Source organism: Ruegeria sp. HKCCD7628, from assembly GCF_057221005.1.
This window is the reverse complement of sequence record NZ_JBWVBA010000012.1, coordinates 55,756-80,724: the sequence shown is the minus strand read 5'-3', so window position 1 is coordinate 80,724 and position 24,969 is coordinate 55,756. Positions and strand designations below refer to the sequence as shown.

General features: G+C 55.3%; 20 protein-coding genes and 1 riboswitch. Of the genes, 11 read left to right on the top strand and 9 right to left on the bottom strand.

What is annotated here, in order from left to right; translation table 11 throughout:
• Positions 1-68: 68 nt before the first annotated feature.
• A complete protein-coding gene (locus AC2TAD_RS19325) occupies positions 69-1,811 on the top strand; it encodes a type I secretion system permease/ATPase (protein WP_480869721.1) in 1,743 nt (580 codons plus the stop codon).
• Positions 1,808-3,124 carry an HlyD family type I secretion periplasmic adaptor subunit gene (locus AC2TAD_RS19320; protein WP_480869719.1) on the top strand — a complete coding sequence of 439 codons (1,317 nt, stop codon included), beginning with the start codon at positions 1,808-1,810 and terminating at the stop codon, positions 3,122-3,124. The genes AC2TAD_RS19325 and AC2TAD_RS19320 overlap by 4 nt, the downstream gene beginning before the upstream one ends.
• Here the strand turns inward: AC2TAD_RS19320 and AC2TAD_RS19315 are convergent.
• The 5 genes from AC2TAD_RS19315 to AC2TAD_RS19295 all read right to left on the bottom strand — a co-directional run bounded on the left by AC2TAD_RS19315 (position 3,087) and on the right by AC2TAD_RS19295 (position 9,683).
• Positions 3,087-3,878, bottom strand: coding sequence for a maleate cis-trans isomerase family protein (locus tag AC2TAD_RS19315; protein WP_480869717.1), 792 nt, complete (start codon positions 3,876-3,878; stop codon positions 3,087-3,089). The two genes, AC2TAD_RS19320 and AC2TAD_RS19315, sit on opposite strands and share 38 nt — an antisense overlap.
• The gene (locus AC2TAD_RS19310) at positions 3,875-4,957 is read right to left on the bottom strand and encodes a pyridoxal phosphate-dependent aminotransferase (RefSeq protein WP_480869715.1); all 1,083 of its coding nucleotides are present in this window, start codon (positions 4,955-4,957) and stop codon (positions 3,875-3,877) included. Before AC2TAD_RS19310 ends, AC2TAD_RS19315 begins: the two co-directional genes overlap by 4 nt.
• Entirely contained in the window at positions 4,954-6,603 is a 1,650-nt protein-coding gene (locus tag AC2TAD_RS19305) for a hydantoinase B/oxoprolinase family protein (RefSeq protein ID WP_480869713.1), read from the bottom strand. Before AC2TAD_RS19305 ends, AC2TAD_RS19310 begins: the two co-directional genes overlap by 4 nt.
• Entirely contained in the window at positions 6,603-8,699 is a 2,097-nt protein-coding gene (locus AC2TAD_RS19300) for a hydantoinase/oxoprolinase family protein (protein WP_480869711.1), read from the bottom strand. Before AC2TAD_RS19300 ends, AC2TAD_RS19305 begins: the two co-directional genes overlap by 1 nt.
• Positions 8,700-8,945: 246 nt before the next feature.
• Complete coding sequence (locus AC2TAD_RS19295; protein ID WP_480869709.1) at positions 8,946-9,683, bottom strand: DUF3299 domain-containing protein; 738 nt, start codon at positions 9,681-9,683, stop codon at positions 8,946-8,948.
• Positions 9,684-10,014: 331 nt separating this feature from the next.
• Positions 10,015-10,121, top strand: a riboswitch (guanidine-I (ykkC/yxkD leader).
• 95 nt (positions 10,122-10,216) lie between these two features.
• On the opposite strand from AC2TAD_RS19295, the gene AC2TAD_RS19290 reads away from it, so the two are divergent.
• The 7 genes from AC2TAD_RS19290 (at position 10,217) to aspT (ending at position 16,710) form a co-directional block, all read left to right on the top strand.
• Complete coding sequence (locus AC2TAD_RS19290; protein ID WP_480869707.1) at positions 10,217-11,275, top strand: putative urea ABC transporter substrate-binding protein; 1,059 nt, start codon at positions 10,217-10,219, stop codon at positions 11,273-11,275.
• Positions 11,276-11,338: 63 nt separating this feature from the next.
• A complete protein-coding gene (locus AC2TAD_RS19285) occupies positions 11,339-12,151 on the top strand; it encodes an ABC transporter permease (protein WP_480869705.1) in 813 nt (270 codons plus the stop codon).
• On the top strand, positions 12,148-12,915 hold the full coding sequence (locus AC2TAD_RS19280; protein ID WP_480869703.1) for an ATP-binding cassette domain-containing protein: 768 nt from the start codon (positions 12,148-12,150) through the stop codon (positions 12,913-12,915). The genes AC2TAD_RS19285 and AC2TAD_RS19280 overlap by 4 nt, the downstream gene beginning before the upstream one ends.
• Before the next feature lie 97 nt (positions 12,916-13,012).
• Positions 13,013-14,266, top strand: coding sequence for an agmatinase family protein (locus AC2TAD_RS19275; protein ID WP_209196120.1), 1,254 nt, complete (start codon positions 13,013-13,015; stop codon positions 14,264-14,266).
• Positions 14,256-14,711 (top strand): hypothetical protein, encoded by a 456-nt coding sequence (locus AC2TAD_RS19270; protein WP_480869701.1) that lies wholly within the window; start codon positions 14,256-14,258, stop codon positions 14,709-14,711. Before AC2TAD_RS19275 ends, AC2TAD_RS19270 begins: the two co-directional genes overlap by 11 nt.
• Complete coding sequence (locus tag AC2TAD_RS19265; protein ID WP_480869699.1) at positions 14,708-14,863, top strand: hypothetical protein; 156 nt, start codon at positions 14,708-14,710, stop codon at positions 14,861-14,863. Before AC2TAD_RS19270 ends, AC2TAD_RS19265 begins: the two co-directional genes overlap by 4 nt.
• A gap of 146 nt (positions 14,864-15,009) precedes the next feature.
• Positions 15,010-16,710 (top strand): aspartate-alanine antiporter, encoded by a 1,701-nt coding sequence (gene aspT, locus AC2TAD_RS19260; RefSeq protein ID WP_480869698.1) that lies wholly within the window; start codon positions 15,010-15,012, stop codon positions 16,708-16,710.
• A 22-nt stretch (positions 16,711-16,732) separates the two neighbouring features.
• Here the strand turns inward: aspT and AC2TAD_RS19255 are convergent, their stop codons facing one another.
• A complete protein-coding gene (locus AC2TAD_RS19255; RefSeq protein ID WP_480869697.1) occupies positions 16,733-18,364 on the bottom strand; it encodes a bifunctional aspartate transaminase/aspartate 4-decarboxylase in 1,632 nt (543 codons plus the stop codon).
• Positions 18,365-18,591: 227 nt separating this feature from the next.
• Between AC2TAD_RS19255 and AC2TAD_RS19250 the strand changes: the two genes are divergently transcribed.
• Positions 18,592-20,844, top strand: coding sequence for a hypothetical protein (locus AC2TAD_RS19250; protein ID WP_480869696.1), 2,253 nt, complete (start codon positions 18,592-18,594; stop codon positions 20,842-20,844).
• A gap of 139 nt (positions 20,845-20,983) precedes the next feature.
• Here the strand turns inward: AC2TAD_RS19250 and AC2TAD_RS19245 are convergent, their stop codons facing one another.
• The 3 genes from AC2TAD_RS19245 to AC2TAD_RS19235 form a co-directional block, all read right to left on the bottom strand.
• On the bottom strand, positions 20,984-21,715 hold the full coding sequence (locus AC2TAD_RS19245; RefSeq protein WP_480869695.1) for a glutathione S-transferase: 732 nt from the start codon (positions 21,713-21,715) through the stop codon (positions 20,984-20,986).
• Between the two features lie 58 nt (positions 21,716-21,773).
• Positions 21,774-22,112 (bottom strand): hypothetical protein, encoded by a 339-nt coding sequence (locus tag AC2TAD_RS19240; RefSeq protein ID WP_480869694.1) that lies wholly within the window; start codon positions 22,110-22,112, stop codon positions 21,774-21,776.
• A 558-nt stretch (positions 22,113-22,670) separates the two neighbouring features.
• Positions 22,671-23,813, bottom strand: coding sequence for a hypothetical protein (locus AC2TAD_RS19235; protein ID WP_480869693.1), 1,143 nt, complete (start codon positions 23,811-23,813; stop codon positions 22,671-22,673).
• 439 nt (positions 23,814-24,252) lie between these two features.
• Between AC2TAD_RS19235 and AC2TAD_RS19230 the strand changes: the two genes are divergently transcribed.
• Entirely contained in the window at positions 24,253-24,735 is a 483-nt protein-coding gene (locus AC2TAD_RS19230) for a flavin reductase family protein (RefSeq protein ID WP_480869768.1), read from the top strand.
• Positions 24,736-24,969: the final 234 nt, after the last annotated feature.

The window sequence follows — 24,969 nt, the reverse complement described above, 5'->3', positions numbered from 1 at the left end:
AGGCAACGGGCTCTGGCAAAACCAGGAAGATACTTCTGGCTTAAGGCGCTGAAAAGACGAGGCAAAAAATGGCACCTTCAGAGGCCAGGCAGATTCAGGCGGGGCGCGTCGAATTGCGCTGTGCACGGCGTCAAAGCCGCAGCCTGTTTTGGTGTGTCGCCATTTTCAGCTTTTTTGCGAACCTGTTGATGCTCACTGGCCCGCTATACATGCTCCAGGTATATGATCGCGTCTTGGGTAGCCGCTCGGTCGAGACACTGGTCGCCCTCTCTGTGCTGGTGGTCTTTCTCTACGGTATGATGGGATTACTGGACTACGCGCGAGGTCGACTTTTGGGCCGAATAGGCGCGCGGTTCCAATCCGACCTTGATCCTCGTGTTTTTGATGCGGCGCTGCGTAGGGCGTCAGGTCCGGGGAAATCAGATAACACTGCCGGTCCAGCTGATCTGGTTGCCATTTCGCGGTTGTTCTCGTCACCAGTTTTCGGAGCGGTTTTTGATCTGCCCTGGACCCCGGTATTTTTCCTTGGAATTTGGGTTTTCCACCCTTGGCTGGGCATACTGGCCCTCGTCGGTGGGGTCATTCTTATTGCAGTAACCGTCATCAACCAGGTCACCACGCGCGCACCTAGTCAAGCGGCCAACCGGGCTTCGGTCGAGGCGCAAGTCATCTCGGACCAAATGCAAAATGAGGCCGAAATGGTGCAGGCGCTGGGAATGCGTGGCGCAGCCTTTACAAGGTGGAGCAAAGCACGTGACAACGCATTGTCCGAACATATGCGCTCGGCCGATCTTGGAGGGACGTTCACCACCACGACAAAGACATTCCGACTGTTCTTACAATCTGCAATGCTGGGGCTTGGCGCACTGCTTGTGCTACGGGGTCAGATGACGCCAGGGGCAATGATTGCAGGTTCGATCCTGATGGGCCGTGCCCTTGCACCTATCGAACAGATCGTCGGTCAATGGCCAATGGTTCAGGCTGCTATGCGAGGCTGGGGACAACTGGCCGAGCTTTTGGGAACGGTTCCAATCGAAACAAAGCGAACACCGCTGCCAACGCCGAAAGCTCGACTTGAAATACGTAACCTCACCATTGTTCCACCCGGTGAAACGCAAGCCGTCCTAAAAGCTGTCAACTTCGCTGTTTCACCAGGGCAAGCCGTGGGGGTGATCGGTCCGTCAGGTGCTGGTAAATCAAGCCTCGCAAGGGCGTTAACCGGCGTATGGCCTTCTGCAGGGGGGTACATCCGGTTGGATGGGGCCAGTCTTGATCAGTATACGCCAGATGTTCTGGGGTCGCATATCGGGTATCTTCCGCAGGAGGTGACCTTGTTTGACGGAACAATCGCCGAGAACATAGCTAAACTGGCCCCGGACCCCGAAGCTGAAAAGGTGGTATCAGCTGCGCGTAAGGCGGATGCGCATGAAATGATCATTAAGTTGCCAAGGGGTTATGACACGCCTGTCAGGGCCACGGCCAATCGTCTGTCTGGTGGTCAGATTCAACGCATTGGTCTGGCCCGAGCGATGTATAGCGATCCTGTCATTCTTGTTCTGGATGAGCCGAACTCGAACTTGGACAATGAGGGAAGCGATGCAGTGAACAAGGCGATCCGGGGGCTCAAGGCTGATGGCAAGTCCCTGTTGATTATCGCGCATCGGCCCGCGGTTCTGGCAGAATGCGATCTGTTGTTGATGTTGGATGGCGGAACTGTACGGGCCTTTGGACCCCGAGACGAGGTTTTGCGAAAAGTGGTCAGGAACAGCAGTGATGTCGCCCGAAAAGATGCGCAGGGAGGTGTCCAGTGACCCGACCGGTTCAGCAAAACAACGGGCAATGGTCCGCGAAGGGGCCCTTAATTCTGGGCGTTTTGACACTGTTTCTGTTACTTGGAGGTTTTGGCGCCTGGGCGGTACTTGCCCGTATCTCGGGCGCGATCATCGCTAGCGGACAGATTGAGGTCGATCAGAACCGTCAGGTGGTTCAGCACCCCGATGGTGGCGTGGTGGCAGAAATTCTGGTGGATGAAGGAGACGTGGTCAGGGCAGGTGAGACCCTAATTCGTCTGGATCCAAGCGCTTTGGAGTCCGAGTTGGCCATCGCTGAAAACCAGCTCTATGAGTTGATGGCCCGCCGCGGACGGCTAGAAGCTGAAAGGGATGGGCGCGAATCCATCCGGTTTGACGTTATTCTGTCGGAAGCTGCGGCCAAAGACTCAGATGCTGCGGATCTGATTGCGGGTCAAAAGCGGCTGTTTTCCGCGCGCGCGGCATCGACGCGCAACGAGATCGCCCAACTTGAGAAGCGCGCCAATCAGATAAAGAACCAGATAGATGGTCTGGCGGCACAGGAGGCGGCGCTGTCCCGGCAGCTTGAATTAATCACACAAGAGTTGGCCGGGCAGCAAGAGCTGCTGGATCGCGGCCTGGCGCAGGCGTCTCGTGTTTTGGCCTTGCAAAGAGAAGATGCCAACCTGTCGGGCCAGATGGGTGACTTCAAGGCGCGTAAGGCAGAAGCCGAGGTGCGGATCACCGAGATTGGAATCGAAATCCTCAAGCTCGCCACTGCTCAGCGCGAAGATGCTATATCCCAGTTGCGCGACCTGACGGTTCGTGAGTTGGGTTTGCGGGAAGAACGCCGGGCTCTTTTGGATCGTCTGGCTCGCCTTAACATCAAGGCTCCGGTCGCAGGCGTAGTGTATAGTCTGCAGGTCTTTGCACTGCAATCCGTTGTCCAACAGGCGGATCCGGTTCTGTTCATTGTGCCGCAGGACCGACCATTGGTGATCAACACACAAGTTGAGGCTATTCATATTGACAAGCTGAGTATCGGCCAACTGGTCACCCTGCGTTTTCCAGCGCTGGATCAGCGCAAAACACCTGAACTTAGCGGTCGCGTTGTGACAATTTCGGCAGACGCTTTCGAGGATAACACCAGTCAGTTGCGATATTACCGGGCCGAGATCACATTGAACGAAGGCGAAACGCGAAGGCTGCCAGAAGGATCGATTCTTGTACCTGGCATGCCTGTTGAAGCTTTCATCCGAACCGCGGATCGCAGCCCTTTGGGGTATTTGGTCAAACCTATGGCAGACTATTTTGCGAAGGCATTTCGTGACTAGTGTCTGGGCGATCGGACGCCGTCGTTTGCAGCAACCTTCCATACCCATGCACAGAATTGGCAAGACCCATGATGTGCCGAGCCTGATACATCATTGCTTGGTTTGACGTGACAATTGGTTTGCCCAATGCCTGTTCTAATTGGTCGATAACTTCGACACTGCGCATATCGGTACAGGAAAGAACAATCGCATCAGCCTTCGGGTGGTCTGCAGCTCGTCCAAGTTCGAACACGGCTTGGGGGCCTATCGTGCCCTGTCCATAATTGTCCAACGTACTTGCGACTTCCGAGCGGTTGACCGTGTGGATTCCGGCCTCGGTCAAAAAACTGACGGCAAGGTCGTTGATTGCGGGGACATACGGCGAAGCAAACCCGATATTTTTCGCGCCCAGTGATCGCAGTGCAAACACGATTGCTCCGGCAGCGGTTACAGTCTCGGCTCCGCATTCGGCTTTAATCCGGGCCGCAAGTGTGCGGTCAAAGGCGAACCCATGGGTCAGGGTTGCAGATGTGCATCCATAAAGTATGACCTCGGGCCGGACCCCTTGGAGCAAACGAAGCGGCTCTTCAAGATTTGCGGCTCCAAGGCCGTGCATCTGTTCGGCATCAGGAATCTTATCCTGATCATAACCGCCCATTCTCGCGAAATGCAGCGACACTCCGTCGGGGCGCAACAAATACATATCAGGTTCAAGGTTGGTGTTCGTGAAGGGCACAAGAATGCCGAAACGAGCCAGCCCTCGGGAATGCTTCATGGTGTGTCCCCTTCGATCCATGCTTCCAACAGTTGGGCCGTGCGGTCCATTTCGGCGGATTGGCCGACAGTGATCCGCAGGCATTCGGGTAAGCCGGCCCCGGCCTGACCACGTGCTATGATGCTGTAGGCCCGAAGCGCATCATTGGCCGATCGTGCATCTTGGGGGTTTGCAAAGCGGATCAACACGAAATTGGTGAAGCTTTCTGGAACCTCGAAACCCGCACGGCGTAGTCTTGTCGCGAAATCGTCGCGCAGTTGGATCGTTGCTGACCGAGTGGCCTTCATATAGTCCTGATCATTCAACGCGCCTATCGCCGCAGCCTGAGCCGCCACTGATATGTTGTTTGGATTCATAATCTTACGGGTCTGTGTCGCGATATCCAAAGGGAACACGCCCCAACCGATCCGCATACCCGCTAATCCGTAGGCCTTGGAAAACGTCCGCAAAACAACCGTGTCACCGCGTTCGACCAGATCAAAGATAGGCTCGTTAAGATGGTCCGCATATTCGCCGTAAGCCTCGTCAACAACCAGTAACACCTGATCTGGAAGAGCCTCACGCAAACGCACAAGATCTGCTTTCGGGATAACGGTACCAGTCGGATTTCCCGGATTGGCAACAAAAACGATACGTGTGTCGGGTTGAACATGGTCGATCAGCGCATCAACGCATACTCCGCGCGACTTTTCTGGGGCAGTGTCAAAACGTGCACGCGCGACTTGTGCGGCGGTTTTGAAAAACGGATATGCATGTGCCGGTGCAAGTACCGAACAGTTTTCGTCTGCGTAGGCTTGGGCCAGACATGAGATCAACTCCATAGACCCGTTGCCACATAATATCCACGCGGCTGGCAGATCGTGCAGCGCGGCCAGTGCCGAGCGGAGATCACGCCAATCGGGATCAGGATAAAGATGACCTGCTTCCATAGCGCCAGCAGCGGCAGAAACTGCCAGCGGACTGGGCGGTGTCAGACTTTCATTTTGCGCCAGGGATATTAAGCGCCTACCTTCAAGATCGCTCAATTCAGCAAGCGCGTAAGGCGACAGTCTTGAAACATGCGACACTGGTTGGATCATGTTTCCACCCCATAGACGTCACGCGCGAACTGCTCCGTGATCAGACCCGCCTCTAAGTCACGCAGAACCTCGGTTCGGCTACGGTCCTGGGGTAATCCAAAACCTCCGCCGCCCGGTGTTTCGAATACAAGAGTCTGACCCGCCTGTATTCGGACCTGACCTTTTCCTGGCAAGTCAGAACTATTGTGGCCCATCCGAATGCGCCCATTGGCACCTGCTAATCCACCTGATCGCCCACGTGCTGGGTTTTTAACCCGTTCCACTGAAAGGAACAGCAACAGGTCTGCGTCACAAGCGGATCGAAGCTCGATATGCTGCCCTAGACCGCCCCGCCTTTGACCCGCCCCGCCGGAATCTGGTTTTAATTCTCGTCGGGTTATCAATACTGGTGCGACCGCTTCGGTCGTTTCGACCTGCGATCCCCAAACCCCAGATGGGAACGCAGTTGCCGAGAGGCCATCCAAGCCGGGTCTCGCGCCAGTACCACCACTGAACACCAACTCAAGCGCGAACTGTTCGCCTCCGGTCTGCGGCGCTTCGGGCGCATGTCGCAAAGGCAGGTCGTACATGCACGACGCGCCTTCGGCAGGTACGCGATCGGGTAGGGCCTGCGCGAGGCACCCATACACCAGATCCGGCGTCATCTGGCCCAGCGTGTGGCGCATTGCAACAGGCGCACCCGGCTGCGCATTCAGAATGCAGTCTTTCGGCCCCGACACGAGGAAAGCCGCCAATGATCCTGCATTGTTGGGAATATCTGGGCCTATTAAGCACCGCAGGGCAAAGACCGAATAGGCGGTCGCGTAATTCAGGGGTACATTGATACCCTTGCTGGACAGTCCCGAAGTACCCTTGAAATCCAGAACGATCTTATCCGCCTCAATCGTCAGGGCGGCGCGCAGTTCAATCTCGCGCTCGTACCCGTCTACTTTCAGTACGTTATGCCATGTGCCTTTCGGCAATCCAGCGATGACGTCAAGCGTGCCGCGATACGATGTTTCGATAATATAGTTTGCCAATTCATCCAGCCGATTGATGCCGAACTCTTGCATCATGCCAGACAATCTAACCGCTCCGGCCTCGCAGCATGCAATCAAGGCGTAAATGTCACCTTCATTTGCAACAGGTTCACGTGAGTTTGCCTTCACGATCTCGATCAGCAGAGCGTTGACAGTGCCGGCCTCTACCAGTTTGCAGGGTGGAATAAGCAACCCCTCGTCGTAAACATCCGATCCTTCCGGCCCCATACCCAGACCGCCCAAATCGACCAGGTGAGACGTGCAGGCCGTAAAACCAATCACCGTATCATCCAGAAATACAGGCATCATCAGCAGGAAATCGTTCAGGTGCCCAGATGCGATCCAGGGATCATTGGTCACGTAGATGTCGCCGGGCTGCATATCTTGCACGGCAAAGCGGCCACGCAGGGTTTTCACCGCTTCGGCCATCGTGTTGATATGCCCCGGGGTTCCTGTAACGGCCTGCGCTAGCATCCGCCCCTGCACATCGAATATCCCGGCCGAAATGTCGCCACACTCTCGCACGATCGGAGAAAACGCGGCGCGGATCAGCGCTTGTCCTTGTTCTTCTACAACCGCCAACAGGCGGTTCCACATGACCTGCAACCTTGTTTCTGACAGATTCATCATGATCCTCCAGCGTTACGGGCCAGCCAGATGTTCCCGGCCTCGTCCAACCGCGCCGAGAAATCAGCGCTGACCAAGGTTGTTGTTTGCGGTTCCATAATCAAAGCCGGTCCTGCAAGATGATCACCCGGTTTCAGAGTGGCGCGGTCATAGAGACCTGCCTTTCGCCAATCACCAGTGACGTCGCACAGGATTGACCGAAAGCCGTGAGGCTTGGCTTGACGTTTTTTTGCCGAAGCCGCAGCGGGTGTTAAAGCGGGAGGAAGCGATGAGACTTCAAGCCCCCAATTCATGATTTCGATGCGCATGCCCGGAACTGCGCGGCTAAACTGTCTGATGTATTCATTCTCGAAACTATGGTGCAGTTCTGGAATGTCTTCTTCTTGCAGTGACCTATTGGGCAGCTGAATTTCTATCTCGTGACCTTGTCCGTGATACCGCATGTAGGCCCGCCTTCGTTGCACTAGCGCGCCAGTTGGGGCGCCGCTGCGAACAACAGACCGGGCCTCTTGCAACATCAGGTCAAAAAACGCGTTGAGATCCTGCAAATCGAGTTTATCGAGTGTTGTGTAACGCGAGCGAATGATCTCGAATGACACCGGTGCGAACAGAAACCCGACCGCTGAGCCCACGCCCGGGTCGTGTGGAATAACGATCCGGTCGACCTGCGCGCGCCGAGCTACTCGGGTGGCATGTAACGGCCCGTTGCCGCCAAAGGCGATCATAACGCGCGCAGTTAAATCCTTGCCGGACTCCACAGCGTGCATTCTGCCTGCGCTGGCCATGTTTTCGTCAACGATTTCGCTAATACCGAGCGCCGCCTGATCTGCCGCCAATCCCAACGATTTTCCAATGCTCTGGTCCAAAGCGCAGTGCGCAGCGTGCGTGTCTATTTTTAGACGCCCTTCGGCAAACCGGTCCGGATCTATATACCCTTGCGCCACATCCGCATCAGTGACCGTAGGCTGCGTGCCGCCATTGGAAAACGCCGCTGGGCCTGGTTCAGAACCAGCGCTTTGCGGGCCGACATGCAGGCGCCCCAAACGATCTACATGGGCAATCGAACCGCCGCCCGCGCCGATCTCGATCATTTCGATAACCGGAATACGAACGGGCATACCCGATCCCTTGATAAAACGCGCCGCGCGGGCGATCTCGAATTTACGCGCGGTCTGTGGGCGAAAGGCGTCGATCAGGCAGAGTTTGGCCGTCGTACCGCCCATATCAAAGCTCAGAACTTCCCGCTCGTCCGTCTCGGCGGCAACCCGCGCCGCAAGTATTGCGCCTCCGGCCGGGCCGGACTCGACCAAACGGATAGGCAGGCGCGCCGCTGTTTCGAGCGTCGTCATACCTCCGCCTGCGGTCATCATTAGAATAGGGCAATCTAAGCCTTCGGCGTTAAACCGTGTTTGAAAGTCTGACAAATAGTCTGCCATCTGCGGCTGGACATACGCGTTGGCAATGGTTGTCGACAGTCGATCGAATTCTCGCGCCTCGGGGCTGACCTCATGCGACAAGGAAATCGCCACCTCTGGCAAAGCCTTGGACAAAAGCTGCCGCAACCTGATCTCATGCGCCGGGTTGGCGTAGGCATGCAAAAGGCAAATCGCGAGAGCCTCGGCGCCACAGTCGGACAAGTCGCGAACAAGCCGTGTGACATCCTCCTCTGCAAGCCCGGACAGTTCGCGGCCACGCGCATCCATCCGCCCTCGGATTGTAAAGGCGCGCGTGCGCGGCACGATCAGGTCTGGCTTGACCAGGTTGATATCATACTGGCTGTAACGGCGCTCATAGGCGATTTCCAGAATATCCCGAAACCCTTCTGTTGTCACGGTCGCGACCCGAGCACCGCGCCGTTCGATCAACGCATTTGTGGCAAGGGTTGTGCCGTGAATAAATCCGGTGATGTCGCGCCAATTTGCGTTGGCATCTGACATAACACGCCGGACACCTTGCAGCGCGCCCAAAGTGGGGTTGCTGGGTGTCGTGGTCGTTTTGGTCGTTGCCAAAATCTGGTCATGTGCGTTGACCAGGACCGTGTCGGTAAATGTACCACCAATATCGACTGCAACACGCAGGCCGTTTTCAGGTTTCATTCAAAGCCATAAGGATTGAGTTAAGGGATTTTGAGCCTGTGTCGCGCTGACAGCGGACCCAACGACGTTTCACCTAGTGACGGTCACACGACCAAGTCACAGCCAGTCGCGCGGCGCCCCAGCTGTGAGCCCTTGGCCATAGTAGGTATGTCTGAAACTACCACGATTCCCATGTTTGCAACTCTGCAAGAGGTTCTAACGCGCTGTCAATAAAACGAGCGCGGTAACCCCCCTCGGCTTGCACCGTCAATCCAGCTGGTCGGCACCGCCGGATTTACGGTGGCGGGCCGCCCGCATGCGATCAGCAAGGGTTTCGATCCGGCTTTGAGCGTCCTGTGCGTCTTCCAAAACCTCGACCTTTTCGGCAGTCATCTGAAATGTTGCGCGCATGGGCACAAATCCATCGACGACCATTACCATTTGATCTGATGGAGCGATGGCCAAAGTTCCGGTCACCCGGATGGGCTGGTGCATATAACGCGGCACCCAGTCTGAATCCAATTGCAGACGGATCATCTGATTTGGTGGTGGCGGAGGAAAATGACTGCACATCCCCAGTTGGGGCACAAGATAAGCCACGGGCTGACCATCAGTGTCAGGCGGAGCGGGGATAGCATACCCTGATACAGTGAAGGACCGACCATCCAGTTTGGGGTTTCCAGCCGTGGCAGCACGCTCGCGCCGTGCGGTCACAGCCTCACGCTGATCCAGAAGCCAATCAATGTCCACGCCTTTCGCCGCCAAGGCGTTTTCGGTTTCTGCCAGAAGCTCCTGCCACTTCAATCTCTCGTCCGGGGTGCCGATTTCTTGCTGCAGTCTACCGCGCAATCGTACTGCAAAAACCAGATCGTCAAATTCTTCAGTGCCGAGTATCCGAAACGGGTCTTCAAAGACTTGCGCGGCTGGGTCCGGCATCTCGGCCCAATCCAGCGTTTCGTCAGGCATTGCGTCAGCCATGAAGGTCATCATGAGCAGAGCAGCCATCCAGCTGAAACCATATTTTCTCAAATCAGACACAACTCACCATCGTCGGCATAATCCAACTTGAGTATTGTGGACTCTGTGCTGTGAATCCAGCCTAGGCTCAGAACAAATTTGCTGAGAATCAGCCTCGCCGATGTGCGCGATGATTTTGCTGCTGGGTAGTCTAAGTTTGCAACTGTAATGCTTCGGCTCGCGCCAACTCAAAGTACAGTTGAGCCCTGCAATGCAGCAAGCGTTCAGGATTTAGTTTAATTTTTAAGCAACCAGATCAGCATCCGAGAAACCGATGGCACCTTTGTTGTCAGGATCAAAACCTCTGAGCATTTTGAACGAGCAGGGTGCTTAGGGTTCCGCTGGCATCGTCAGGTCAGGTCCAAGAAGCATCACCTTGTCGGCAAACTCCGACAAGGCACACGGCGGGCCAAAATCCCGGGAGGTTACTGCGCTGGTTTCGTCCGCGCCCGATCTCATTGTTCCGCCAGCGGTCCGGAAACCCTCCACGATTTTGGCGGGACGTGACAACGGGGAATGACATGAAAATGACTAAGCTGATGTCCGCGACCGCCCTTGCCTTGGGTGTTATGGCCGCGCCGCTGGCCGCACAGGAAAAGACCGAGTTCAAGCTGGCATGGTCAATCTATGTAGGCTGGATGCCCTGGGGGTATCTGGAAGACAGCGGGATCATGGACAAATGGGCCGAAAAATACGGCATCGATGTCGAGATCGTGCAGTTCAACGATTATGTCGAGTCGATCAACCAATACACCGCCGGTGCCTTTGACGGTGTCTCGGCCACCAATATGGACACACTGTCGATCCCCTCAGGGGGCGGGGTTGATACGACCGCGCTGATCGTGGGTGACTATTCCAACGGCAATGATGCGGTGATCATGAAGGGCGCAGGCAGCCTGGAAGACCTCAAAGGCAAGCCGGTCAATCTGGTGGAACTTTCGGTGTCGCATTACTTGCTGGCGCGGGGGTTGGATTCCGTGGGGCTTGAGGAATCTGATCTGGCCTCAGTCATCAACACGTCGGACGCTGACATGATCGCTGCCTTCGCCACGCCTGATGTCGAGGCAGTGGTGACATGGAATCCGCTTGTGTCCGAAATCATGGGCAGCAACCCTGATGCAGTGAACCTGTTCGACAGCTCGAAAATCCCCGGTGAGATTCTGGACCTGATGGTGGTCAACACTGAAACGCTTGAAGCCAACCCATCATTCGGCAAAGCCGTGGCAGGCGCCTGGTATGAGGTCATGGCGCTGATGGCTGCGGGCGACGAAGAGGTTCTGACCGCCATGGCCGAAGCCTCGGGCACCGATCTGGAAGGCTACAAGGCGCAGCTTGCCGCGACTGAGATGTTCTTTGACCCGGCCGCCGCCGTCGCACAGGCTAGCGCCGGGGATCTGCCGGAGACCATGACCAATGTCGCCGAATTCCTGTTCGACAAAGGCATTCTGGGCGAAGGCGCTCCCAGCGCTGATTTCGTGGGCATCGCTTATCCCGATGGCACGACCACGGGCGACGCGGGTAACGTCAAGTTCCGCTTTGACACGACCTACATGCAGATGGCCGCTGACGGCGACCTGTAAGCAAGCTTCGGGGCGGCCCGCGCGGCTGCCCCGATCCCCCGACGTGCCAAGGATCGCCCACTCATGCGCCTGATCAATCACAAACCCGGACGCCCCGGAGCGTTGCTGCTGGCCGCGCTGCCCTTCGTGGTGCTGTTTGTGGCCTATGCGGTTGCCTCGGATATCCGGCTGACAGCGAACCCGCAGGACAAGCTGCTGCCCGCGCCCTCAACCATTCTGGACACGGCGCACCGGCTGTTCACGGAACCTGACCGCCGGTCAAAAGAGATCCTGCTGTGGAATGACACGTTCGCCAGTCTGGCGCGTTTGCTGGGCGGGGTCGGGATTTCGGCGGCGCTGTCTTTGGTATTTGGGCTGGCCATCGGTTTGCTGCCCTATGCGCGGTCGCTGCTGTCCAGCTTTGTTGCGGTGATTTCGATGGTGCCGCCGCTGGCCCTGTTGCCGATCCTGTTCATCGTGTTCGGGCTGGGCGAGCTGTCCAAGGTTGTTCTGATCGTCATCGGCATCACCCCCTTTATGACTCGCGATCTGGCGCAGCGCGTGATGGAGATCCCAAAGGAACAGATCGTCAAGGCGCAAACGCTTGGGGCCTCGACCTCGGTGATTGCTCTGCGTGTAGCGCTGCCGCAGATTCTGCCGCGCTTGATTTCGAATATGCGTCTGTCCTTAGGTTCGGCCTGGCTGTTCCTGATCGCGGCCGAGGCGGTGGCCTCGAACGCTGGCCTTGGCTATCGCATCTTTCTGGTGCGCCGCTATCTGGCGATGGATGTGATCCTGACCTACGTCATCTGGATCACCCTGCTGGCCTTCGTGATCGACTGGGCGCTGAAAACCACCTCGCGCCGTGCATTCCCGTGGATGGAGGCCGGACTATGAGTTTTGTATCCGTCCGCAATGTCTGGCAACGCTACGGCGACCGATCCATTCTGGAGCGGGTCAGTGTCTCGGTCGATGAAGGCGAGTTCATCTCGATCGTCGGCGCGTCAGGCTGCGGTAAGTCCACCTTCCTGCGTATACTGCTGGCTGAAGAGCGACCTTATAAGGGCGAGATCAGTATTGATGGTGGCGACACGGCAGTCGAGCCGAACCGCGAACGCGGCGTGGTGTTTCAGAAATACTCGGTCTTTCCGCATATGACCGTGCGCGACAACCTGATCGCGGGCGAAAGCTTTGAACAGCCTTTTGGTCGTTTGCGCGGGACTGCACGCACCGAGGCCGCAGCGCGTGCAGACGCGATGCTGGAACGGATCGGCCTGAACCATGTGGCCGATCAATTCCCGGCGGCGCTGTCGGGCGGGATGCAGCAGAGGTTGGCCATCGGTCAGGCCATGACGGCGCGGCCGCGCATCCTGCTGCTGGATGAACCCTTCGGTGCGCTTGATCCGGGCACCCGCCTGCAAATGCATGATTTCCTGATGGAATTGCGGGACGAAACCAACATGACCGTTTTCATGGTCACGCATGACCTGCAAGAAGGGTTCAAGCTGGGCGACCGGGTTCTGGTCTTCGACAAACCCCGCTGGGACCCGGACGATCCGGGCCTGTTCGGAGCCACGATCACCTATGATTTCGACGCCCGTAACAAGGGCATGCCGTATCAGGACATTCTCGATCAGTACCCCTCATTGGCAGGGGCCTGAACAACCGCATCATGCGCCGCCGGGCTCCGCATGCTGCGTTCACCAAAGCCCGGAGATTCCCCGCCCGACAGCGGGACACTGATTTGGGAGACATACCGTGTTTTCGGATCCAAAGCGCACGCAGTCCCATCACCCGATGGACCTGCGCACTCATCTTGAACGCCGCGAAAAGCGCCAACACCACCCTGACCTGACCAAACTGGCGGGCTGGAAGGCCATGCAGAAAGAGGCCGACCTGCCCGAAGGCCGCTGGGACGAGGAACGCCGCTGGGCCCTGCGCATGGGCCTGACCGGCGCTGACAGCATCGAGGACAAGTCGATCCCCACATTCGCACGGGGTGAGTTGCCGCATTTCGCAGGCATCAACACCTTCCTCAAGGCCCCCTATGCCGAAGACGTGCTGGAGGTTGCTGACTATGACGCCACTGTGCTGGGCATCCCGTTTGACGGCGGCACCACCTATCGCCCCGGAACCCGCTTCGGGCCGCAGGGGGTGCGCAAGATCTCGGCGCTATATACGCCTTACAACTACGAGATCGGGGTCGACCTGCGCGAACAGATGACCCTGTGCGATGCGGGCGACGTGTTCACCATCCCGGCCAATATCGAGAAAAGCTTTGACCAGATCAGCCGCGCGGTCAGCCATGTGTTCAGCTCGGGCTCGCTGCCGATCATGATCGGGGGCGACCATTCCATTGGCTTCCCCTGTGTGCGCGGGATCGCCGAATGCACCTCGAAGAAAATCGGCATCGTCCACTTCGACCGCCACGCAGATATTCAGGAAAAAGACTTGGATGAGAGGATGCACACGACTCCGTGGTTTCACTCCACCAACCTGCCCAATGTGCCCGCCAAGAACCTTGTGCAGATCGGCATCGGCGGCTGGCAAGTCCCGCGTGAGGCCGTCAAGGTCGCCCGCGAGCGCGAGACCAACATCATCACCATGGGCGATATGGAGAAGATGGGCGTCGACAAAACCATCGAGATGGCGTTGGAGATGGCGTGGGACGGTGTCGATATGGTTTATATGTCCTTCGACATCGACAGCATCGACTGCGGTTTTGTCCCCGGCACCGGTTGGCCTGAACCCGGCGGTTTCCTTCCGCGTGAAGCGCTGGCGCTTGCCTCGGGCATCGCTGCCGAAGGCATCTGTGGCATGGAACTGGTCGAGGTCTCACCGCCTTATGACACATCCGATATCACCGCCCTGATGGGCACCCGCGTGATCGTGGATGTTCTCGGCGCGTTGGTGTCGAACGGCAAGATGGGCGCGCATAAGAAGTTCATCGACAAACCCGTCGCCATCCCTCACGGCGAATTTGAAGGGCGGAGGTGGTCGAATGCCACATGATCACCCACACAATTACCACCACGATCATGACCATGCCCATCACGGGCATGGCCACAACCACGCCCATGGCGACCACCTGCACAGCCACATGCATCACGAGGATGAGGCAGCGGACCTGCAGGTTCTAGCCACGCAATTCATTGACGGTTTCCTGCAGGCCGGTGACAAAACCAGCTATCTGAAACTGGCCGGTGTCCCCTTTGAACGCCCGTCCAAGGACGGCGCCAAGGCGCTGAAACTGATCGACATCGAATTGAAGACCGAATGGCAGGTGGGCACCGCCTCGCCTTCATTCGGCTCGCGCGAGCTGAGCTATCTGCCCTTCCCCGGTCAGATGGTGCAGGAGCGCACCAATATGTCGCTGATCTATGTCTCTATGGATGATAAATCCACTTTAGACATCCGCGACTTTCTTCACCAACGCAAACAGGAGATCGAAGCATGAAATCTGTAAGACTCGCATCATTAGCCGCATTGGCCGCAACGCCCGCGATGGCCCACACCGATCACGCGTTTCACACACATGGCAGTGAGGTTTTCTTAATCCTCGCTGGCGTTGCAGTGATGGCTTTTCTGGCCTTCCGATCGAAGGGGTAAGTCTGTAGCTCGTGGCGCAGTTAATTAAGCACTGCGCCACATGTAACCTTGTGCCTGTGGTCGAAATCAAAATTTAGTATTTTATAAATCATCAGTCCCTGTATCTTGAATTAAGTTGACCAGTGTGAAGCTCTGGGGATTTCGATATGGATATTTTAGCAGAACAACTCCGCGCGTTTCCGATTATGGCGCTTTTCCTTTGCCTGGGTCTAGGATACGGCATTGGGAAATTCAGGGTTGGAAAGTTTGAACTGGGCGGAATTGCCGGAACCCTTCTGGTCGCGGTTTTTGTAGGCCAGATCGGCGGCATTACCCTAAGCACTGATGTGCAAAACGTCTTCTTTTCCCTGTTTATTTTTATGGTTGGCTATAACGGCGGGCCGCAATTCTTTGCCGCCCTTAACCGCTCGGCTCTGACAAAACTGTTGGCGGCGTTCATGATGACGGCTTGGGGGCTTTTCTTCGTGATCGTCGTGGCTCGCATGGCGGGGCTGGACAAAGGGCTTGCGGCTGGACTGGCTGCCGGAGGGCTGACGCAGTCGGCGATCATCGGCACAGCGGGCAACGCGATTGATTTGCTAGGGCTCGCGGCAGATGAAGCGGAAAAGCTAAAAACCAATATCGCGGTTGGCTACTCGGTTACCTATATCTTTGGTTCAATTGGGCCGATTCTGGCCGTCAGCGTCATTCCTATCATTCTGCGCTGCGATCTTCGGCAAGAAGCGATCAAACTGGCCAGCAAACTCAGCGGCGGCGGTCGCAAACTGGAGGAGGGTGAGTTTCTTCCAATGAACCGGTTTGAGGCGCGCGCCTATCAAGTGACTGCTGATGCGCAACTTGCCGGGCAATCTGTCAAGGCCATCGAGGAACGGTATGGCGGCGATCTGATTGTCGAGAAGCTGATGCAGAACGGAATTCCGGTAGAGCCTGAACCTGAAACCGTTGTCGGGGCAGGTGATGTAATCGTTGTCTCGGGCCTTGTCGCCTCACTTACCAGTTTCGAAGACACCGCAAGCGGCGAAATCGGGGAATATCCACCGGAATTGGTTGTCGTGGCGGAACGCCGCAACGTGATCATCACCAATCGCAAACTGACAGGAAAAACTCTGGCAGAACTGAGGGCTGCATTGACCGCCGATCAGCGTCGTGGAGTTCACATCTCAAAGATCACGCGTATGGGTCATGACGTGCCGGTACTGCACAATACGGAACTCCACGCTGGTGACGAGATCAGCATCGTTGGCCACAAAGATGACCTGAACCGGGTGGCCAAATTGGCAGGCTACGTGCCGCCCTCGGCCTCGGCTACGAACTTCATCGCTCTGGGTATTGGTGTTGCCATCGGTTACCTGATTGGTGAGATCAGCTTTGTCATTGCTGGAACGAAGGTCGCACTTGGGTCGGGGCTTGGCTGTCTTGTGACCGGATTGATCATTGGCTATCTGCGCATTCGTCGACCCAAGATTGGTGGCATCAACCACGGCGCTGCAAACTTCCTTCAGAGCTTTGGACTGGCGGTATTTGTCGGCGTTGTTGGCTTGAATGCTGGCAAACCGGCGCTGGAAGCCATCCAGCAATACGGCATTACCTTGCTCCTGCTGGGTGTGGTCGTCACCTTGATGCCGATGATTGTGCAGTTCACGATCAACTACTTTATTCTGGGCATAAAAAACCCGGTCGAGGCATGCGCGGTCGTAACCGGATCCCGCTCAGGCAACCCAGGCTTTGCGACGTTGTTGGAAAAAACCGGAAACGCGACGCCAACCCCCGCGTTTACGATGACTTACGCGGTCGCCAATATCTTTTTAACGCTCTGGGGCCCGCTTGTTGTGGCCTTTGTTCCCTGATCAAAGCGTTCGTAGTCGCAAACTAACCGTGAAGTGGCAGGCCTTTCGCGGCGCGGTAGGCTTGCACATAGCCAACCGCGACCGCCCGAACTGCCCGGCCGATCTGGCGATAGGCGCTGTCATCTAGATTGGCAAAAGAGACACGTGCCGACCAGTTTGGTGCGTCAAAGCCCGACCCATTGAGCAGAACAATCCCATGGTCTTGCGCCAGTTTGAATGAGATATCCAGAGGGTGAACGTTCTCCTTAATCCACTCCACAACCTCTTCACCTACATATTTCCTTAGCCAGAATTCAAAGTCGATAATGCCGTAATACTTGTCGAAAAGCGGATTGTCAGAAACCTCGATCCCCAAACCTTCGACCAGCTCATTGAAACGGTGATCGAGAATACCCCAGCAAAACGCCTGATATTTTTTCTCTTCGTCCATTAGTTCAACAAGTGAAAACAGCGTCATCATAACTTGCTGTGGCAGAGACAAACCCGCAGTATGATTCAACGCGACATCTCGGCTGTCCGCCACAATTCGATCGATGAATTTGAACGAGGACGGATCAGGGGTCAGCGTTTCGTATCGCGCTTCAACGACTGCACGCGTATCCGCTGGGGCTTGGGCGATCATTTTGTCGAAGATGTTGTTTTCAGACACCAGGATTGCGCCGAGACGCCAACCGGTACACCCAAAATACTTCGAAAAAGAATAAACGCCGATCGTGTTTTCCGGCAAATGTCCCATCACCGACTGAAAGTCTGGCACGAAGGTGCCATAGACATCATCGGTCAGGATAATCAGATCCGGACGTCGGGTATTGACGAAATGCACCAGCCGGGCCATGACCTCGGGGCTGATCGCAACCGACGAAGGGTTGCCTGGATTGACAAGGAAAAGTGCCTTGACCTTCGGGTCGGCCAAGAGCTCCAGATGATCATCCGTCAACTGAAAATGGTGTTCTTCCTCTGACGATATGTCGACCACGTTCAACCCGTAGTCTTCCAAAAGCGGCATTTCCAAATAGGGCGTAAAGATAGGTGTGCCCAAAGCTATTGTATCGCCTGCGTTAAGCAGTCGCTGGTTTTTAAGCGCCTTGAAAATATAGCACATCGCGGCGGTACCACCTTCGACAGCATATATGTCGAATTTTGCCTCGGGCCGATGCCCGGCGCACATCGCCCACATTATGTATTCGTGCACAATGGCTTCGTTGTGTTTCATGCATCGGTCAGGCATTGGATAGTGGTCGCCCACAATGCCATCGGTTAGTTCAAGGACGAAGTCGTCAGGCGTGAAACCAAATTTTTCAGCGGCGTAATCCACCATTGCCGCCAGCGTGTCGGCACCTGGAGGTCCATTCTGTTCCAAAGAATTGGCGCAATAGGCTTTCAACCTCACGTAAGAACCGTTGCCTTGAGGCATTCCGGCCAACCCGACCTGAGGTTCATTGCGGTGCCGTTTTGCCTCGGTCATCGCAAACTGGCCCAGCAGGAAGAACGCCTCGCGTGCTTTGGTTGCGATCCAGTTGGGATTCCCACGCCCTGCATTCAGATAGGGCAGGGCCATCTGATGCGACTCTTTCTGAGCCAGCTTGATGAGTTCGTCTTTGATCTGAAAAGGGCTAAGATGTTCAAATTTGTGCAAGTTGAGCGTCTCGGTCATGACAATAAACCTTTCGTAAAAACTTCAGGAAAATTCATCGAAATCGTATGCAAACCATAGGGCCAAAGTAAACAACGCTCTGATCGAAGGCACGGGCGGCGTCACAGACTCTGGTATTCAAGACTTGGCCTTAGAACAGGGTATTTAATGCCCAACCCACGGTGAGCTAGGCCATTTTCAGTGTGCTTTGGATGCCATCTTGTCAGAATTAAGCACAGACGCCATAGTTGCCGTTAGAAATTTATGTATTCGATTATTTTTTGAAGCGCTTTTGCAAGGAGCTGAACAAAATCGAAACGCAACAATCTCGGTTTTTTCAAGAACTCCTCTGGTTCCTGCTGTTTATTGGCTGGGTCCCTATGTTGGCGTCCTATGCATTTGTGCTGGACCCGGTGGCCACTGGCAAGACGGGTGTTCTGACGACGATTACCGATCAAATAACGCTTTATCAGCAGCGTGGTTGGGGGCATCCGGCCATTGGTATTTTGGGGTTGGCAGGGCTTGTTTCCGCGGGCCTAGTCATCCGGCTCGGGCGTTTGTCGCTTTGGCCAATTCCGGCCTTTTTGTTGTGGTCGTCGCTGATTTATCAGTTCAATTCGATGGGGGCCGGCGGCGCATTTGAGATGACCACGCACGTGATTTATGCCGCTCTTGCTGCCGCATGCACCTATCTTTTTCTGCGCCACGGTCATTTGCTTTCCACGTCATTCATAGGGTTTACCACTATTCTGTTTCTGGATGTAGCTGGGTCACAGATTACGCAACTTTTCGGTACAGCGCCGGGTACCAGCTTGCTGGGTATGATGTTTTTTGGCTATCAACCCAAACCGGTGAACGCACTGTTGTTCCTGACGATATCGGTGCTGGTTCGAATGCTGTGGATGATGGTCCGTGACAACTGGCAGTTTGTCACAACACTTTCTAAATCGGATCTACGCTCCGCCAGTCGCAAGACATTACGACTCTGGAGCCCTGCATTGGCTGTTTTTGTTTTTTTCGGTGGGTTTTGGTGGGCGCTCGTAAATTTGTGGATCGAACCACAGATGGTTGCCGATGTTGAACGCCGGACGGCCGAGTTAGAAAACCGGGCAATTATCTGGGTGATCGAAAACGAGCCGATGGCGCAAGACAGCCATGTTCCGTACGTCAAATCTTGGTCCCGTAGCTATCCAAGCGCGGACCCGCTGGAACGCGCTATCAATCAGTGGTCGGATCTGTATCTGATTTCGGTGCATAAACGTGTGAGTCTCAACCTTAAGACGGTTGAACGGGACGCAAAGAACGACCTTGCTCGTGTACCCCTAGCTGTAAAAGACCAGATGAATACAGCCTTTCCCAAAGAGGTTTTGCCCTTGTTGGAAAAGCCGGGCTGGTGCTTTCCACTTGATCCTGTCTGCAAGACAAAGGAATGGATCGTCGAAGGGGCCAACCAGATGATGGTGGATGCGCGGACCGGAATGATAGACGGCACCACCGATTTTGCGGGATGCATTACTCTGGCATCGTCTGACCCGAACAGGCCCCGAAACTGCCCCAGCGATGTCGCTCTGGCTGATGACGTGTCAGATGCTTCAACCCGGGTTCAAAGCTACTACCAACAGGTTTATCTAACCACGCACACGACAACCACATCGACCGTAACAGGCGGCTTTAGAACCTGGCGCAACGTATCGCTGCTTTTGACGTTGTACAGTGTCATTATTCTGCTCAAGACTTTCCTTATTGTTTTCTCGCGCGTGATATTTGCGCCAAACGGGGCCGCCAGTCTGCATGCACAGTTTCTGCCAGATGACCCCCCATCTTCAGCGTCTGTTTTGGCTAACCATGGGCAGCACTACCGCATCCCCATTACCGAAAAAGATGCGTATTTTGTAGCGCGTTGGGGCGTAACGTTGGAAGGGCCTCCGCCCGCCCGACGCCGCCCGCTTGGGTTTCGAATGCCTGTCGCACGCATTGCCAGCGGTACATGGGCGATGAATCGGATTGAGGGCAACCGCGCAGAGAAACCCGATGAATTTGACGCGGAACTGAAAGTCGACGAGCCTGCAGAACTTGTTTCTTGGTCCCTTCAACCTGGTGAGCGTGTGATTTTAAGGTTTTCAGATTTCGTCGGAATGAGCGAAACATTGAAAATGGGACGCATTGCCAGTCTGGGTCTTTCGACGCTGATACTGGGGCGTATGATCTACTATTATGCAGAAGGTCCAGGAACCCTGATCCTTCGAACCACCGCGGCTGCGCGTCTTACGCCTTCATCTGAGGCGGAAAAACCTGCTCCAATGCCCAAGCTGGTCGCCTGGGGTAGCAGTACAAGATTCAGCATTTTTGCCGCTCTTACAACGATGGACACTTTCTTAAGTGGATACAATCTCAAAACAGCGCCAAAAGATGCAGTCGTCTGGGATAGTTCAACCCGCCGTGGAGATGGTCCGGGGACAGGGATCATGCGATTTATGAAAAGCTTCTTGCTACCGCTATAAATGGCGCAAGCATAGTGGTGGACCAGTTCAGTTGGGGAAGCTCAATACCTGCTGCGAATGTCAGCTTCAGCGAATACCGCATCGCGGCGACCCAGACCCCACTCAAAGCCCAGTTTGGGCCGAATATGACTTGTTGCATTCAGCCGTTAAACCAAATCGGCGCATCGTCTTCTGACCAAGTTGCATACTTTCTCATCACCAGCAAAAAAGCTTCACTGTTTAGGAACTGATCCAACCAAGCGATTAAACTTGGCCACTTCTGTGCATCAAACCAAGCCCTGTCTATATGTGCAAACTGGCGAACAAATGGCAGAAGCGCTACATCGGCCAGGGTGGGTCTCTCCCCAAAAAGCCAGGCCCGCCCAACTAACCGTTCGTTGAGGTCGAGCAAGTATCCCATCGCTTTCTTGCGTTCCTCATTGAAGTCTAGATCCGGATAACGCGTAGCGTATTTTGTGTGATCCAGTGCAGTTTTGAACGGGCCATCATTTGCCGAAATTAGGTCCCAGCCTTCAGAGGGCATGTCCAAAAGCCGTTGCGGGTCATTTTGTTGGAGCGCCCAAACCATGATTTCCAAGCTTTCATCTATGACTTTGTCTGGAAGTCGAAGCGCGGGCACTGTGCCGGACGGAGATGTTTGCAAGAAAGCTTCTGGTTTGTCCCGCAAGAGAACTTCGCGCAGCTCGACTTTTACACTTGAACTCGCAAGTGCGAGCCGGGCTCTTATCGCGTAAGGGCATCGACGAAACGTCCAAAAGGTTGGGTAGTTGTCCATACTAGATTTTATCTCCAGATCTATCTGGCTGCCCAAGGTATCTGCCCGCCTTGTCAGCGCGTCGCGGAACAAAAGCGTGTTGATCAGGCAATTCAACCAACCCGGTTCGAATCTCCATATCTCCCATCGCGCGTTCAACTATCGGCCTTGGCAGCTATGCCAGGCAAGGGCGCGCACCGACATAGATGTTGGCATGCTCCCGCAAGATTGCGCGACACATAACGCCAGGCACAAACGGTCCGTGCCCTTTCTCCGCGATCAACTTCCATGTGTGGGTTATAAGATGCCCATCGAGCTTCCCGGAATCACTCACCTCCATGCCGCAGCGATCGCTTCCGAAGGGATAGAGCGCCTTAGAGAGCAGGTGGAGTGCGGAATAGGCCATGCCCGGCAGAATTGCAATGTCGATCAGGTCGATCTCATCCAGACCGTCGATCAAGTCTTTGACGATGCATGAGGACAGGCCGGGTACACTGTATGCACCAGACAGCACAAAAACGCCTGCGGCTGCCCGAGGGGGAAGGCAGCGTCTTATCCCTGATGGCCAGGGGGGTGGCTTGTCCAAATCCTGCAGCCCCAAAAACAATCGCGGCGGTGCAGACCTCGCCGGTACTTTTTGCGCCAGGACGCGTTGCTATTCTAGTTAATCGGGCGGAAAGCTAACCTTCTCTGCGCTTGGCAAATGGATCGTCGTTTCCAAGTAATCGGACGTTTCGATCAAGGCCTATGCTTCAGCGCCTGCTACAGTGGGCGACATTGAAGTGATGCACTTGGTTTACAAAGCTCAACTTGAGTCAGGCATCTGTCCGATCGCTCAATTTGCATAACTGACAGTACAAGTGGCAGTTTAGGTATAAAATCTTCGTTCAGTCAGAGACTTCGCAACAGATCCCGCCCATGACCCTGGGATCGTCGAAAACGTGCTTTGTGGCCGCCATTGCCCTCAGTCTGACCACACATGGCAGGCGACGGCGCAGAGGGTCTTGGACTGGCTAAGCCGTAAGGCTTAAGCGATGCTGCTGGTTCTCTGGCCACCCCAAAGCCTCGGGGTTCACTGGTTTGAAGAGATATTGGTTTCAATAACAAATCGGGTCACTGGATCGGTGTCTTCGTTCTCCAGCATCGCCAAAAGCTGATCATCCAATTCTGCGATATTCCAGTTACGAGCGACGATAGCGACATCCAACGCCAAGTCGCCGCTGCTATTCAACTCAGTGGAAAAGACTTTAACAATTTGGCCTCGAAGGCTTGGGAGAGCCGTGCCGCCATCCGCTAATGCCCGAATAAGACCGCGCTTGCTTTCCAAATTCCGGTTCTTCATTTTCAGCGCATTATCGATGGCTTCCACTGCTTGCGATCGATCGACTTCAATTCCGGCCAGCGCCCATTCGTATACGTAACCTCCACTGGAACGCAATGCGCGTGGGTACCGAGACCTAACGACTGAAACCGCCTCGGCATCTCCTGTCTGCAGACCCAACAGTCGAATCGAGACAGGAACAAAACTGATACGGTAAATATTGCGAAACTCGTTCAGCAGCTGATCTTTTGGCACCCTTGGGCGAAGTGACTGGACTACAGAATATGGCGCTCGATCCATCTCAATCAACGCAGTGTCGCGCAGTACGGGGTCATCGGAGGTTATGTGGTGAACAAAAAACGCGGCACGCTCCGGAGAACTTACGTCGTCAGGTTTCCAAATTTTTGCCGCAGCTTCAAGGCTTTCCAGAAATTTCTCCCTTTCGGGGGTCAGTGTGAAAATTCTCTTCCAACTGCGCGAAAAACTGCGGCCCGCGGCATCTTTGTTGACAGCTCCGTAGGTAAAGAGAATGCGCATTTGCGGATCAGTGCGAAAGGCCGCCCGGGTTGTGCTGTCGATGAGAAACGGAATCTCGGGCGCTCGTTCGAGGCGCTGTTGGGTCCCTTTGATCAGCTTCACCGGGGCAAAACTAAATGGATTTTCGGCGGACGGAGCAGCCAATACGATGATCTCGGCCCCGATCAAATGATCGGCAAGCGATGCGTTTGGTAACGTGACGCAAACCGGGCAGGCGTGCGCAGAGTGAGGGTACGAAATTGCCGCCAGAAATGCGCCGATGACCAATAGGGTCAGACTCGAAAACCGGATCAAACGCCCCCGGAAAGTGCAGAGAAGACCGTTAGGGCCCCAAAATGAAGCGTTTTGGTTGAGCACTTGGAGCGCCTCCGATCCTGAACCGACGCATACGTCGAACAATTGTCCGGTTATGTGCTTATAGCACTGATCAAAGCATCTGGATCAAGCCTGGTGGTCTGACGGGGTCCTAAACATTTGGGGCCTGCGACCGCTGCATCAGGCAACTCCATTAACAGAAAATCTGGATTAACGTATGCCAAAAAGGAATGGGGCAGCCATGGACATTCGCCAAGTCGAGGCTTTTCAGGCGGTCATGACCTATGGAACGGCTGCTCGTGCGGCGGCCTCAAAGGCGATCAAAGTCTGCAACGGCGGCAGCAGACGCCGCATTCGGTTGCTGTCAAAGCCAACCGGTTCAAGTCTTGACAATGCACCGGTCCGAAGAAGGTCCAATTTGTTTTAAAGGGCATGTCGCAACACATACCTGCATAAGTTTTCGTTGGGCAAAGCGTAAGTAATTCGTTCCTGTGATCAAGGCGGTGGCACCGGCAGAAGGGTTCGAAACAGAAAGGGGCGAAATGTTGGCCCCGACCGAATTCACAAACGCAATGCGCAAAGCGGCGAAAACCGTCCCTATGGCGCCACCGTCAGCGCAGTTTGTTCCCTAACGGCGGCGCCACCAGCAGTGTTGATTTGTATCAACAAGAAAAGCCGCATTCTGGAGATGATTAAGGAACACGGTGTTTATTGTGTCAACTACATCGCGCAGCAGCATGACAAGCTGGCGCTTGCCTTTGCCGGTGCCTCCGAATTCGTGGGTCAGCGTAACTTCGCATCTGTGCGTTGGATGGTTGATCAACAGACAGGCCTGCCGGTTCTATCTGGCGCGACAGCAATTTTTACTTGCTTGCACATCCAAACTGTTTCCTTCGGCACGCACCGAATTCTGATCGGCAAGGTCGAACGCGCCGAAAGCTCTGAGGCTAAACCGCTGGCGTAGTGGGTTGGCGGCTTTCGATCGCTGGCCGATCCCGAATAGTCCAGCTTTCGAAGGCATTGGCGAATGTACATGGAACATAGTTGTTTAACATACGATAGGACTGGCAGGAAAGTTCAACCTGCCGTCGCATCAATGTCTCTACGCACCGCAACAAGGCAAGTTCGCGTCGAATGATCAAAAGACCGTTTTTTCCAAGAGGCAGCCTTTCGTACTTGTTCCACTGAATGACCACTA